The organism is Kytococcus schroeteri, assembly GCF_042433515.1.
In the GTDB taxonomy this organism is placed as follows: domain Bacteria; phylum Actinomycetota; class Actinomycetes; order Actinomycetales; family Dermatophilaceae; genus Kytococcus; species Kytococcus schroeteri.
The window spans coordinates 119,517-133,297 of sequence record NZ_JBHLVH010000014.1 but is presented as its reverse complement, the minus strand read 5'-3'; the positions used below and the strand labels follow the sequence as shown (position 1 = coordinate 133,297).

Genomic DNA, 13,781 nt, shown 5'->3' with positions numbered 1-13,781 from the left:
TCCCCAGAAGAAGATGCCGTGCGGCCGGCGGTCAGTCGCGGGTCAGCGCGGTGGAGCCGGAGCACTTGGCGGTGCCGGCCGGCACGTCGATGGCCGTCATGGCGGCCTCGGCGGCCTTGCACTCGGCCGAGTCGGCGCCGAACAGCTCGATGGCCGACTCGATGACGCCCTCACGGGCCTCGGCGTAGCCGGAGGACGAGGTCAGCTTGGTGGAGAGCGTGGTGTACCAGATCTTCTCCATCGCCTCGCGGCCAGCGCCCTCGACGGTGGAGCCGTCGCAGGTCGGCGAGTCGTACTTCACGCCGTCGATCTCCTTGGCGCCCGAGCCCTCGGAGGCCAGGAAGAACCAGTGGTTCAGCGGACCGGAGCCCTGGTGGGGGTCCATGGAGTCGACCTCGGCCGAGTAGCAGCTGGGCGAGGAGCCGTCCTTCTGCGGGTCGTCCATGTAGCGCAGCGGGGTGCCGTCGCCGTTGATGTCGATCTGCTCGCCGATGAGGTAGTCGCCCTTGTCCTGCGCGTTCTGGGCGTGGAACTCCACGGCGGTGCCGAAGATGTCCGAGGTCGCCTCGTTCAGCCCACCGGACTCGCCGCTGTAGACGAGGTTGGCCGTGGCCTCGGTGACGCCGTGGCTCATCTCGTGGGCCGCCACGTCCAGGGCCACCAGCGGGTTCTGGTTGCCCTCGCCGTCGCCATAGGTCATCTGCTGGCCGTCCCAGAAGGCGTTGACGTAGTTGTCGCCGTAGTGCACGCGGCTCGTGGCGCCCTTGCCGTCGTCCCAGATGCCGGCACGCTTGTGCACGGCCTCGAAGTAGTTGTAGGTGGACTGGGCGCCGAAGTGGGCGTCCACGGCGGCCGAGGCCGGGTCCTTCATGGTGCCGTCGCCCCAGGCGTTGTCCTCGTCGGTGAGCACCTCGCCACCGGACTCGGAGTTGCCCATGTCGACGGTCTGGTGGCCCTTCTCGTCCTCCATGGTGAAGGCGCCGTCGGAGCCCGCGGTCTCCATCTTCACGTCACCCACGTAGATGCCCTTGCCGGTGCCCTCCACGTGCTTGATCTCGTCCCAGGAGCCCAGCACCTCGCCGGTCTCGGCATCGACGTAGGACTTCACGCGCGAGGGGGTCTGGTCGGCGCGGACGCCGGTGGTGGTCACCTCGTAGGCCAGACGCGGCTCGTCGCCGTGGGCCCAGACCACCAGCTCGCCCTTGCTGGCGTTCTCGGTGGCCGCGGTGGAGGCGGCCTTGCCCTTGGAGAGGGCGGCGGCCTTGGAGAGCTTGGGGGTGGTGCTGGCCACGGCGACCTCGGCGGAGGCCTTGTGGGTGTCCTTGACCTGGCCCTGGCCGTCCACGGCCACCACCATGTCGCCGCCGATGACGCGCAGGCCCTTGTAGGTGCGGTCGTAGCGGACGTGCTCGAAGCCGTTGGCGTCGGTGACGCTGCCCTTCTTCACCAGGACCTCGTCGGAGCCGGCGCCCAGCTGCTGGGCCACGGAGGGCTGGGCGGCCGCGGTGCCGTCGGCCAGCGGCAGGGCGTGCGCGGTCGGCAGCACCATGCCGGCGGTGGCGATGGCGGCAGCGACCCCCAGCGAGCTGCTTCGGACGGTGCGGAACATGGTGCCTCCTTGGTCAGGGCCGCCGCGTGGCGTTCCCCGGTCGTGTGTCGTGCGGCGGCCTCTCCCGTCGCGGTGCCCACACGCTCACCCGCTGGTGTGACGTGGGACAACCCTGTTGACCGAGCCGTGGTCCGTGGCCGAAGAACTCTTGACCGTTCGTGGGGGCGAGCCCGGGACGGCAGCGGTGGACGACGGCCGGAGTTGACCGTCGCCGGCCCTCACCCGAGGTCGAAGACGCGCACCGGCAGGCCGAGCCCGTGGTCGGTGCCCTCCCCACCCCCACGCAGCATCGCGGGGATGAACTCGGCCGGGTCCGGGTGGTCCGGCAGGGCCTCGAGGTAGGCGGCGTGCTGCTGCAGGGAGGCCACGGCCCGCTCGGCGTCCTGCGGCTCCAGCGCGATGACGTGGTCCGGCTCGGCCGCGCCGGTCACCACCACCCAGCGGGTGCTCCACGGGTCGAGGCCCTCCTCGTCCACGAGCTCGGGGAAGATCCACCGGTTGCCCGCCGCGGCCACGGCATCGACCGCGGTCAGCCCGGCGACGCGGTGGTCGGCCTGGTTGAGGCCCCACGGCGCCACGTCCGCCCAGGTCGTGGTCATGACCAGCTGCGGGCGCACCTGGCGGATGACCCGGGTGATGTCGCGCCGCAGCGCCAGGGTGGGCTCGAGCACGCCGTCGGGGTGGTCGAGGATGCGCAGGTCCCCCACGCCCACCTGGCGGCAGGCGCTGCGCTGCTCCTCCGACCGGATGCGGCGCACCGTGTTGGGCTCCTGCGGCATGCCCGCCTCCCCGTGGGTGAGCAGCAGGTAGGACACGTCGACACCCCGGGAGGTCCAGTGCGAGACCGCCGCCGAGGCGCCGTACTCCATGTCGTCGGGGTGGGCCACCACGCACAGTGCGCGTTCGAGGCCGTCGGGGGCGAAGGGCTGCAGTCCGCTCATGCGCTCACTGTGGCACCGCGTCGGCCACGGCGGAACCGCTGGCTACGCTGGCGCGGTGTTCCGCCAGCTGCCGCCCTCCACCCGCACCGACCTGCAGGTCGACGCCCTGTCCGGCTCGGTCGTGACCGATGCCGGGGACCACCTCGTGGTGCGCACCCCCGCCAACCCGGAGTACCACTGGGGCAACGCCGTCCAGGTGACCTCCGGGGACCCGGACGACGCCGCCCGCTGGGTGGCGGTGTTCGAGGCGGAGTTCCCCCAGGCGACGCACCGTGCCATCGGCCTGCCGCGCGAGCCCGACCCGACGGCCTGGGCCGGCACGGGGCTGGAGCCCGACGTGGTGGAGACCCTCACCGCCACGTCGACCCCCTCCCCCACCCCGGTGCCCACCGGCTTCACGGTGCGCCCGCTCGACGACGCCGCCTGGGAGCAGCGCCTGGCGCAGGAGCTCGCGGAGAACGCCGCCACGGGTGAGTACCCGGCCGATGAGTACGCCACGTTCATGGCCGGGCAGGTGGCCGCCCGGCGCCGTCTCGTGGACGAGGGGCGTGCCCACTGGGTGGGGGCCTTCACCGCGCAGGGCGAGCTCGCGGCCTCGTTGGGGGCGGTGGTGCTCCAGGGCGAGCCCGTGACGGCGCGGTACCAGTCGGTGCTCACCGCTCCGGCCCACCGTCGGCGGGGTCTGGCGCGCCACCTGCTCACGGTCGCGGCCGAGTGGGCGTGGGAGCGCGGCGCCCGCGAGCTGGTGATCGTGGCCGACGCGGACTCCGACGCCGGGCGGCTCTACCGCGCGGCCGGCTTCACGCCCGGGCCCCGCGGCCACGGCATGTACCGCGCGGCGGTCGAGCCGCGCACCGACACCCGCCCCGGCGAGGTGGTCGGCGGCACCACCACCTGGCCGGGACTCACCGACCCCGACCACTCCGCCTGGTACACCGAGCGCATGCGCTCGCTGGCCGCCAGCGGGCAGGACGTGCAGGGCGAGACGCGCCTGGTGGACGTCCTGGCGCCGCGCGGTGCCCGCCTCCTGGATGCCGGGTGCGGCCCCGGGCGGCACGCCGGCCACCTTCTGGGGCTGGGTTTCGACGCCGTGGGGGTGGACGTGGACCCCGCGCTCGTGGCCGCGGCCCGCGAGGACCACCCCGACGGCACCTGGTTGGTGGCCGACCTGGCCACGCTGGACCTCGCCGCCCACGGGCAGCCGGAGCCGTTCGACGGGGCCCTCATGGCCGGCAACGTGCTGGACTTCGTGGCGCCCGCGGCTCGTGGTGCGGTGCTGCAGCGGGTGGCCGCGCACCTGGTGCCCGACGGCTTCGTGGTGGTGGGCTGCCGCACCACCACCGGTTTCGACACCGCCGCGCTGGACGCGCTGCTGGCCCCGGCGGGCCTCACGCTGGAGCACCGCTTCAGCACCTGGGACCTGCGCCCGTGGACGCCCGAGGCCGAGTTCGCGGTGAGCGTGCTGCGCCGCCAGGGCTGAGGCTCATGCGGGGCCGGTGAGGCCGGGGCTGGCCTACCCCAGGTGGTGCCGTGGCCAGGACGAGATGTCCCGCAACAACTGGCGGTCGTGGGTCGCGACCACGACGGCGGCCGCGGTGCCCTGCATCCACTTGGTCAGGTCGTCCACCACCCCGGCCGAGAGGTGGTTGGTGGGCTCGTCCAGGAGCAGGAGGTCCGGGCGCTGCGCCAGCACCAAGTGCAGGTGCAGGCGCCGCTGCTGCCCCGGGGAGAGACGCCCCACGGGGGTGCGCAGGAGGTCGGCGTCCACGAGGCCGGAGGGTGCGGCGTGGCGGCCGCGCTGTTCGGCCAGGGTCCTGTCGATGAGGTGCTGCGCGGTCATCTCCTGTGGCCAGTCCGGCACCTCCTGCGAGAGCAGCACCACCCGGCCGGAGGGGTGCCGGTGGACCGTCCCGCCGGTGGGCTCCAGCGTCCCGGCCAGAAGTCGCAGCAGGGTCGACTTGCCCGCACCGTTGGCCCCGGTGACCACAAGGTGGTCACCACCACCCACGGTGAGGGTGGTGGGCACCAACCGCCCGGTCACGGCCACCTCATCGCAGTCCAGCAGGACGCGCGCGCCCGCTCCGGGGAGTTCGGGGAACCGCCGCTCGGCCGGGGGTGGCGGCACCGTCAGGGCGTACGCCTCCAGGGCCTCCTGCCGCCGGTTGAACGCCTGCACCGCACCCGCAGCCCGGGTGGCCCGCTGGTGCTTGCCGGTGCCCTTGTCCGGCCGCCACCCAGTGCGGAGGCGGCCGCGTGCCTCCTCGGCAGCCTGTTCCAGCTGGGCGCGTTCCTCGGTCTGCTCGGCGTACTCCTGCTCCCAGCGGGCGCGGTCCCGGCGGCGGCCCTCCACCCAGGCCTCGTGACCTCCCGCGTACAGGCGTGGCCGGCCGTTCGAGCTCGGGTCGAGGTCCAGGAAGGAGGTGGCCACGTCGTGCAAAAGCGCGCGGTCGTGGCTGACCACGGCCCATCCCCCGCGGTGCTCGCGCAGGCGGTCAGTGAGGAAGGCCAGGCTGGTGGCGTCGAGGTGGTTGGTGGGCTCGTCCAGCAGCAAAAGGTCGGAGTTCCCGCCCAGCGCGCAGGCCAACCGGACGCGGTACCGCTGGCCCACCGACAGCCTGGCCAGGGCGCGTTCGCGGTCGGTGCAGGCATCCAGACCGGCGAGGGCAACGTCAATGCGGCGCTCGGCATCCCAGGCGTCGAGCACCGTGGCCCGGTCCAGGGCGACTGCGTACTCCTCGTCCGCCCCTGCGCGTTCCTCCGCAAGGGCCTGCGTAGCCCCATCGAGCCGTGACAGCGCGTCCAACGAGGGGGCGATGGCGTGACGCACCAGGGAGCCGACGGTCTCCCCCGCACGGGAGGCCAGGTCCTGCTCCACCAGGGTGAGGGTGCCCACCCGGCTCAGCTGCCCCGCATCGGGCTCGAGGGTGCCGGCCAGGACGTGGAGCAGGGTGGTTTTACCCCGTCCGTTCTCGCCGACGATGGCCAGCCGGGACCCGGCGGTCACGCTGACGTCGACGTCGGTCAGGAGGGTGCGGTGCCCCAGGGTGACGTGGATGCCCTCGGCGCGGATGTGGGCGCCGGCACCCGCCGGGACGTCTGGCTGGGAGGGCGCGGAGGAGGGCGTGTCAGGGGTGGATGAGGCGCGGTGATCGATGTTCTGCATGGTGCTCTCTTCGACTCGTCAGGGAGCCGGGCAGCACTGACAGGACCGCCCGGCGGGGACCGTGACGGCGTGCAGAGGAAGAAGGGTCGACTCCGCCGCCGTCAGCGGCGGGTGCGGAGCCTCATCGATGCGGTCATGCACCCATCGTAGGCGCGTGGGCCGGGCAGTGCAGCGAGTTTCCTGCGTCGCACCGGGGTGCCGCGTCGCTCAGGAGGCCGCGGCGGTGGCGCGACGGTCACGGGCGGCCACCCACAGCAGCGGGACCACGGCCAGGCCCAGCACCGCGCCGAGCCAGGACAGGCCCGCGAAGCTGCTGGCAGCCACGACCATGCCGGAGAAGGCACCTCCAGCGGCACCGGCCAAGGCGATGAGGACGTCGATGGTGCCCTGCGTCCGGGCGCGGTTGGCCGGGACGGTGCCGTCCACCACCAGGGCCGTGCCGGAGATGAGGCCCAGGTTCCAGCCCAGGCCCAGCAGTACCAGGGCCAGGACGATCCACCCCATCGACTCGCCCGGGGCCAGGGCGGCCACCACCCCGGCGGCCAGGAGCGTGGCGCCGGCTGCGGCGGCCATGGGCAGGCGCCCGACGCGGTCGATGAGGGCGCCGGTCACCAAGGAGGGCAGGTACATGGCGGCGATGTGGAGGCTGATGACCAGCCCCACGTCACCCAGGTCGTGGTGGTGGGCCCGCATGTGGACCGGGGTCATGGTCATGATCGCGACCATCACCACCTGGGTCATCACCATGACGCCGGCGCCCACCCAGGCGGTCGGACGTGCCGGGGGCAGAGAGGTGCTGGCGGTGACCGGTGCCGTGTCAGCCCCGCGTGTGTCTGGTTCGTGGGCCGCGGGGTCCGGATCGGCATCCGTTCCGGCCAGCGTCTTGGCCAGCAGGAAGGGGTCCGGTCGCAGCATGACCAGCAGGACGGCGCCCGCCGCCAGGTAGGCGACCGAGGCCAGCATGAACGGACCCGCCAGCGACGGAATCCCCCAGGCTCCGGCCAGTCGGCCCAGCGGTTCCACCAGGTTCGGTCCGGCGACGGCGCCGACCGTGGTGGACACCATGGCCATGCTCACCGCGGTCGCGCGGCGCTGCGGCGTGGCCAGGTCCGTGCCGGCGTAGCGGGCCTGCAGGTTGGTGGCTGTGCCGGCCCCGTAGACGAACAGAGCGAGGAACAGCAGCCACACCTGGCCCAGCACGGCCGCGAGGACCACGCCCGCGGCACCCACACCACCGACCGCGAAGCCGACCCCGAGGCCCATGCGTCGACCCCTGCCCTGGGTCACCCGGCCCACCAGGTAGGCCGCGAGCGCTGACCCCAGGGTCACGATCGCCACCGGGATGCCGGCCAGCCCCTGGGAGCCGAGCATCTCCTCGGCCAGCAGGGCACCGACGGTCGCGCCGGCCGCCAGTCCCGCGCCACCGAGCACCTGGCTGAGCACCACCACCCGCAGGGTGCGGGTCTGGATGGCGTCCCGTTGTTCCGGCGTGGACACAGCAGGGCCCTGAACAGCTGTGGGTGCGGTCACAGTGGTGCTCCTTCGGTCGGCCGCCGGTCATCCTGCCCCACGGGGAAGTGACCCCACGCGCCGCCGGCAGCATGCGCCTGTGGCAAGCACCTTCCAGGTCGTGACCGACACCCGGCACAGTCCCGCGCAGCTCTTCGAGCTGTCTCTGGACGTCGGCGAGCACGTGGGCTCCATGCGCAGCTCGGGAGAGATGGCCATCGCGGGGGTGACCTCCAGGATCCTCGACCTCGGCGACCAGGTGACCTGGCGTGCCCGCCACCTCGGCCTGTGGTTCCGGCTGACCGTGCGCATCACCGCCCTCGACCGCCCCCACCCGGGCCCTCACCGCCACCAGCACCGGGACCGGCGAGCTCGTCTCCGCCGCCCTCGATGCGGGGAACCGTCACCTCATCGTCGGCGTGGGTGGGTCCGCCTGCTCCGACGGCGGACTCGGCCTGCTCACCGCCCTGGGCGCCCATGTGCTCGACGCGGACGGTCAGCCCGTCCCGCCCGGCGTCCCCGGCCTGGAACGCGCCGCCCGCCTCGACCTGACGCCCGTCCGCGAGCGCCTCACCGGCATCCGCCTCACCCTGGCGGCCGACGTCACCAATCCCCTGCTCGGCCCCCACGGCGCCGCCGCCACGTACGGACCGCAGAAGGGCGCCGATGCGGTGACGGTCGACCGCATCCAGGCCGCCCTGACACGGTGGTCAGGTCTCCTGGTCGAGGCGGGGTGCCCGCCCGGGCTGGTCGAGTCACCCGGTGCGGGGCGGCCGGAGACGTGGGTCTGGCGTTGATGGCCCCGGGCGCTGAACGGGTCTCCGGTGTGGACATGCTGCTGGACCTCGCGGGGCTGGATGCGAACCTGTCCACCGCCGACCTGGTGGTGACGGGCGAGGGTCGCCTGGACGGTCAGACCCTCTCCGGCAAGGCACCCGCCGGGGTGCTGGAACGGGCGCGCCGGGCGGGTATTCCCGTGGTGGCCGTGTGCGGCACCACAGAGCTCAGCGAGGCCGAGGCCCGAGCGGCGGGGTTCACCGGCGTGGCCACCCTGCAGGAGCTCGAACCCGACCCCGCGCGGTGCCTGGCCGATCCCGCACCGTTGCTCCACCGCATCGGGGAGGACCTGGGGCGGCAGCTCAGCGCCGGCTGACCGCTCAGCGCGCGGCGGCCAGTTCGTCGTCCACCAGGACCTCGGCCGCACCGCGCCATCCGGCAAGGGCCAGCAGCACGCCGGAGAGCGCCATCAGCCACAGCACGATCGTCACGCTGCCGGTCGCGGCCACGATCGCCCCCACCGCCAGCGGCCCCACCGCCGCGAAGATGTAGCCCACCGGTTGCACGATGCCCGAGAGCCGCGCCGTGATCAGCGGGTCGGCGGTCCGGGCCGGCAGCAGCGCGATCACCATCGGGAAGGCGAAACCGCCGAGGCCCAGCACCAGCGCCCACACCAGGGCCAGCGAGTGCGGCGCCACGAGCAGCCCCAGGTACCCGATGGTGGTCAGCCCACCGCAGATCACCGCCAGCGTGCGCAGCGAGGACACCGTCTCGATGAGGCCGGGCATGATCCACCCGCCCAGCACGCCGCAGGCGGCGATGAGCGCGGTGTAGAAGCCGCCCATCCCGGCCGAGACGCCACCCTCGGTGTAGATGCGCGGCAGCCAGCCGAACTGGGTGTAGGCGTTGGTGGACTGCAGGGCGAACATCGCCGTGAGCGCCACGGCCGTCGGCGAACGCCAGATGCTCACGTGGGAGGCCTGCTCGGCCAGGGCGTTCCGCGGGAAGTCGTGGCCGGTCCGCCGGACGACCACCGCCCACATCGCCAGGGGCACCAGGGCGATCACCGCCCAGGCCAGCACCGAGATCCGCCAGTCGCCGCCGGAGGGGTCGGGTCCGTGACCGATGCGGGGCAGCACCGACGCACCCGGCAACCCGGTGAGTGGGATGGCCAGCATCGCGCCGGCCGAGCCGCCGATCGACAACACGGCCACGTAGACCGCCATCAGCTGCCGCTGCTGGGTGCCCGAGCTGTGCCGCTTCACCCACGCCGGCACGAGCACGTTGCCCAGCGCCCCGCCCACCAGGGCCAGGACGCTCAGGGCGAGGAAGATCCCCATCGAGCCGACCACCGGTCGCAGCGCCAGGCCCGCCACGGAGATCCCCAGCGCCGCCACGATGGCACCGCTCAGCCCCAGCCGGCGGCCAATGGGGACCGCCGCCAGCCCCAGCACGCCGAAGATGAAGGGCGGCAGCGCGGTCAGCACTCCGGCACCGAGCCCGCCCCCGCCGAGGTCGGCGGAGATGTCCGGCAGCAGCGGGCCCAACGAGGTGGCCGCGGGCCGCAGCATGAGCGCCACGGTGGCCACGGCCACGATTGCCACCACCGGACCCACGGGAAGACGGCGCCGGGATCCGATGGTGGGGGTGCACATGGAGCGAACCTTAGGAGGCGGCCTCCTCCAGCGATGCCAGCGACTCCGCCAGGTAGTCCACCCCGAAGGCGGGCAGCGGCACCTCCTCGCGGAACCAGTCCGGGGTGTCGGTCCAGTCGTAGGTCAGCGTGACCTCGGTGGCCAACCCGCCGGCCTGGTCCACCGGCTCCAGCTCGTACCGCCAGGTCCACCACGTGTCCTCGGATAGGTGCCCGTCTCGCAGCATCCCCGGCGCCCACGCGATGACGCGCTCGGGCTCCAGCGCGATCACCCGGTTGTGCATGACGTACGGCTCGCCGTTCTGCGGGAAGGCCATGTTCATGCCGAACACCTGGCCCACGCGCGTCAGGGGCTCGGGCTCGATGGCGTCCCGCACCCAGTTGGTCGGCTCGGTGTCCTGGTGCCGGGCCGGGTCGCTCAGCACGGCCCACACCGCGGCGGCCTCCACGGGCATCCGGCGGGAGGCGGACATCACCTCACGGTCATCGCTCATGGAGCAACGGTCCCAGACAAACCCGTTGCGGTCCACGCCCACGGCTGTCAGGGTGACGCCATGGACTCCTGAGCTGACGCCCTCCCTCGTGACGCGGCATGCGCCCCGCGAGGAACGACGCTGCCCTCGGAAGGCCCCATGAACCACCCTCACCCCACGGACCCCACCACGTCCGCCGGCCACACGGCATCGGACCACCTGCGTCTGGACGGCATCTCCCGCACCTTCCCCGACCGCCGCGTGCTCACCGATGTCTCCCTGACGATCCCCGCCGGTCAGGTGGCCGTCCTCATCGGGGAGAACGGGTCCGGCAAGTCCACCCTCCTGCGCCTCGCCGCGGGCCTCGACGAGCCCGATGCGGGGACCGTCCACCGCACCGGGACGGTGGGCCTGCACCACCAGGAGCCACCGTTCGACCTGCACCTGACCGTCGAGCAGGTGCTCCAGCGGGCCACGGCCCCGGTCCGTGCCCTCATCGATGAGGTGGAGCGCGCCGGGCAGGAAGTCGCCGCCGACGTACCCGGGGCGACCGAGCGCCTGGCCGATGCCCTGGCCCGGGCCGAGCACGCCGACGCCTGGGAGATCGACCACCGCACCGACCGGGTGGTCGAGGGTCTGGGCATCTCCCGCATCCACCGCTCCCGCCGCGCGGACGAGCTGTCCGGCGGCCAGGTCTCGCGCCTGTCCCTGACGTGGTTCCTGCTGCGCTCGCCGCACACCCTGCTGCTGGACGAGCCCACCAACCACCTGGACGACGCCGCCGCGGGCCTGCTCACCGACCTACTGACAGCGTGGAAGGGGCCGGTCCTCCTCGCGAGCCACGACCGCACCTTCACCGACCAGGTGGCCGACGTGCTGTACGACCTCGACCCCTCTCCCCTGCCGTACGCGGACGTGGCGACCGACCACGACTCCCCCGGTTCCGGCCACGGCGTCACCCGGTTCACGGGTCGATGGGGTGAGTACCTCACCTGGCAGCGGCGCACGCGGGCCGAGTGGGAGACCCGCTTCCGCGACGAGCAGGCGGAGATCCGCCGGCTGGAACAGCGCGAGCGAGACGACCACACCGTCGGCCGCCCCGAGCGGGGACCGCGCACGGAGGCACGGGTTGCCAAGAAGTTCTACGCCGACCGCAACGCCAAGGTGGTGGCCCGGCGAGTCAACGACGCCCGCACGGCGCTGGAGCGACTCCGCGAGGAGCAGGTGCGCAAGCCCCCGGCCACCCTCACCTTCCGTGCCCTGGACGGGCTGTCCCGGGCGAGCGTGCCCCCGGGGCCGGTGCTCACCGCATCGGGCGTGGCCGTCACCGGACGCCTGGCGCCCACCTCGGTCTCGCTGACCGCCACCGACCGCCTGCTGGTCACCGGCCCCAACGGCAGCGGCAAGTCCACCCTGCTCGCCGTGCTGGCCGGCCCGCTGCGGCCCGATGCGGGGAGCGTCACCCGTGCGCCGCGGCTCACCACCGGCCTGCTCACCCAGGAACCGCGCCTGCCCGACGGCGACCCGACGGTCCGCGAGGCCTACCGGCTGGCCGTCGGCGACCGGGTGGCGCAGGAGGTGCCCCTGGCGGCCACGGGCCTGCTGGCCGGGCGCGACCTGGACCGCCCCGTGAGCCGCTTGAGCGTGGGGCAGCGCCGACGCCTGGACCTGGCCGTCGCCCTGGCCAGCCCGCCGGAGGTCCTGTTGCTCGACGAGCCCACCAATCACCTGTCCCTGCGGCTGGCCACGGAGCTGGAGGAGGCGCTGGTGGACTATCCCGGTGCCGTGGTGATCGCCACCCACGACCGCTGGCTGCGCGAGAACTGGGACGGCCGGGTGCTTGACTTGACCCCGTGACGCCCGCCTCCGCCGCCGACCACGCCGACCCGCCGCCGCGGGACCGGCGGGCTCGACGGGGTGGCCGCCGGGTGCTGGCCACGCTGGCCCGCACCCGGCTGGTCCGAGCGGCCCGCCGCTACCTGCTGGCGCACGGCAACGTGTACGCCGGGGGTGTGACGCTCTCGGCCATGATCTCGCTGGTGGCCGCGTTGACCCTGGGCGTCACGGTCTTCCGCCTGCTGCTGGGGCGCCACCCACGGCTCATGGACGCCCTCGTGGGCGCGGTGAACGACAGCTTTCCCGGACTGCTCGGCGACGAGGGACAGTCCGGCCTGGTCTCCACCGGGGACCTGGCCCTCCACGGCGGTCTCACCCTGGCCACCCTGGTGACCCTCCCGGTGCTGCTGTGGACGGCCACCAACGCGATGACGGACCTGCGCCTCTCGCTGCGCGCGATGTTCGGTCTGGGCTCGCTGCCGCTGCACCCCGTGCGGGCCAAGCTCTGGGACCTCGTGGGGATGCTGCTGCTGGGCACCTCCGTGGTGCTCACCGCACTGCTCTCGTGGGGCGCGACCTGGGCCACGCGCCAGGCCCTGGACCTGGTGCGGCTGGAGGCCGAGGCCGAGTGGCTCGTGCGCGGGGCCGCGCTCGCGGCGGCCGCCCTGGTGGACGCGCTCACCATCGGACTGCTCGTGCGGGTGGCGGCCAAGGTGCGCACCCCGTGGCCGCAGCGGTGGCGGGGTGCGCTGCTCGGTGCGCTCGGGTGGGGCGTGCTGCGCCTGGCCGGCACGTCCGTCATCGGGGCGTGGGACAACCCGCTGGTGGCCTCGTTCGCCGGCCTGGTGACCCTGGTGGTGTGGATCAACCTCGCCGTGCGGTGGGCCCTGTTCAGCGCGGCGTGGACGGCCGACCCGCCGGCACCCCGCGCGCTGGAGGGCGAGGAGGTGCACGCCGCCGAGGTGCCCAACTACGTCACCCTGGCCGCCCCGCACACGCTGCTGTGGCCCCACCACCGGGTGACCGGAGCCGTGCTCGCGCCCCGGGACGCGTGGCCGGACCACCGGGCCGGTGCCCACGCCCCGGGCCACGACCCGACTCCGGGTTGATGAATTTCCCAGCCGTCAGGTCTACCGTCCGGGACATGCCCCACGACGTGCCGATGACCTCGATCGACCTCGTCATGGCCCTGGCCGGTGACGACGTCGAGACCCGCGACCCCGACGAGGTGGCGCGCAGCATCGGGACCCGCCTGTCGGACTTCCGGCTGCGCTACAAGTTCGCGCTCGACGAGGTGCTCACCAAGATCGACATCCTGCGCGAGGAGGCCGAGGCCCGCGGGCAGCGCGGCCCCATCGAGCACGTGAAGCACCGGGTGAAGTCCTTCGACTCCATCCTCCACAAGATGAACCGCTTGGGCACCGGTCCGGACCTGGACGTGGTGGCCCGGGAGATCCGCGACATCGCCGGCGTGCGCGTGACCTGCCCGTACATCGAGGACACCTTCCGCCTGGCCGAGATGCTCATGGGCCAGCCGGACCTGACGGTGCTGGAGACCAAGGACTACATCTCCCACCCCAAGCCCAACGGCTACCGGTCGCTGCACCTCATCGTGAGCGTTCCGGTGTTCCTCTCCGAGGAGACGCTGGAGGTGCCCGTGGAGATCCAGATCCGCACCATCGCCATGGACTTCTGGGCCAGCGTGGAGCACGAGATCCGCTACAAGTACGCCGGCGGGCTGCCGCTGGAGGTGGCCGACACCCTGCTGGCCTCGGCGGCCACCGCGTGGGAGCTGGACCGGCAGATGTCCGGTGTGCGC

General features: G+C 73.3%; 10 protein-coding genes and 1 pseudogene. 5 read left to right on the top strand and 6 right to left on the bottom strand.

Annotated elements, in window-relative coordinates; genetic code table 11:
* Positions 1-31: 31 nt before the first annotated feature.
* Together ACFFHC_RS07660 and ACFFHC_RS07655 are read right to left on the bottom strand one after the other, a co-directional pair.
* The gene (locus ACFFHC_RS07660) at positions 32-1,609 is read right to left on the bottom strand and encodes a M4 family metallopeptidase (protein ID WP_379804318.1); all 1,578 of its coding nucleotides are present in this window, start codon (positions 1,607-1,609) and stop codon (positions 32-34) included.
* Positions 1,610-1,827: 218 nt separating this feature from the next.
* Positions 1,828-2,550: a PIG-L deacetylase family protein gene (locus ACFFHC_RS07655; protein ID WP_379804315.1), complete on the bottom strand. Its 723-nt coding sequence runs from the start codon at positions 2,548-2,550 to the stop codon at positions 1,828-1,830.
* Positions 2,551-2,605: 55 nt separating this feature from the next.
* Here ACFFHC_RS07655 and ACFFHC_RS07650 point away from each other — a divergent pair, with 55 nt between their 5' ends.
* On the top strand, positions 2,606-4,030 hold the full coding sequence (locus ACFFHC_RS07650; RefSeq protein ID WP_168168467.1) for a GNAT family N-acetyltransferase: 1,425 nt from the start codon (positions 2,606-2,608) through the stop codon (positions 4,028-4,030).
* A 33-nt stretch (positions 4,031-4,063) separates the two neighbouring features.
* Here the strand turns inward: ACFFHC_RS07650 and ACFFHC_RS07645 are convergent, their stop codons facing one another.
* A complete protein-coding gene (locus ACFFHC_RS07645) occupies positions 4,064-5,713 on the bottom strand; it encodes an ABC-F family ATP-binding cassette domain-containing protein (RefSeq protein ID WP_379804311.1) in 1,650 nt (549 codons plus the stop codon).
* Positions 5,714-5,920: 207 nt separating this feature from the next.
* Positions 5,921-7,210 carry an MFS transporter gene (locus tag ACFFHC_RS07640; protein ID WP_379804308.1) on the bottom strand — a complete coding sequence of 430 codons (1,290 nt, stop codon included), beginning with the start codon at positions 7,208-7,210 and terminating at the stop codon, positions 5,921-5,923.
* Between the two features lie 407 nt (positions 7,211-7,617).
* Between ACFFHC_RS07640 and ACFFHC_RS07635 the strand changes: the two are divergent.
* A pseudogene (locus ACFFHC_RS07635) lies at positions 7,618-8,375 on the top strand (glycerate kinase); the annotation flags it as partial.
* Between the two features lie 4 nt (positions 8,376-8,379).
* Here the strand turns inward: ACFFHC_RS07635 and ACFFHC_RS07630 are convergent.
* Positions 8,380-9,654, bottom strand: a complete 1,275-nt coding sequence (locus tag ACFFHC_RS07630) for an MFS transporter (RefSeq protein WP_070705260.1) — start codon at positions 9,652-9,654, stop codon at positions 8,380-8,382.
* Positions 9,655-9,664: 10 nt separating this feature from the next.
* Positions 9,665-10,147 (bottom strand): SRPBCC family protein, encoded by a 483-nt coding sequence (locus ACFFHC_RS07625; RefSeq protein ID WP_070705266.1) that lies wholly within the window; start codon positions 10,145-10,147, stop codon positions 9,665-9,667.
* Between the two features lie 138 nt (positions 10,148-10,285).
* On the opposite strand from ACFFHC_RS07625, the gene ACFFHC_RS07620 reads away from it, so the two are divergent.
* From ACFFHC_RS07620 to ACFFHC_RS07610, 3 genes are all read left to right on the top strand, one after another.
* Positions 10,286-11,983 (top strand): ABC-F family ATP-binding cassette domain-containing protein, encoded by a 1,698-nt coding sequence (locus ACFFHC_RS07620; RefSeq protein ID WP_070705259.1) that lies wholly within the window; start codon positions 10,286-10,288, stop codon positions 11,981-11,983.
* Entirely contained in the window at positions 11,980-13,071 is a 1,092-nt protein-coding gene (locus tag ACFFHC_RS07615; RefSeq protein WP_070705258.1) for a YihY/virulence factor BrkB family protein, read from the top strand. The genes ACFFHC_RS07620 and ACFFHC_RS07615 overlap by 4 nt, the downstream gene beginning before the upstream one ends.
* 35 nt (positions 13,072-13,106) lie before the next feature.
* Positions 13,107-13,781, top strand: a 675-nt coding sequence (locus ACFFHC_RS07610) for a GTP pyrophosphokinase (RefSeq protein ID WP_379804301.1), incomplete at its 3' end; no start/stop codon positions are given.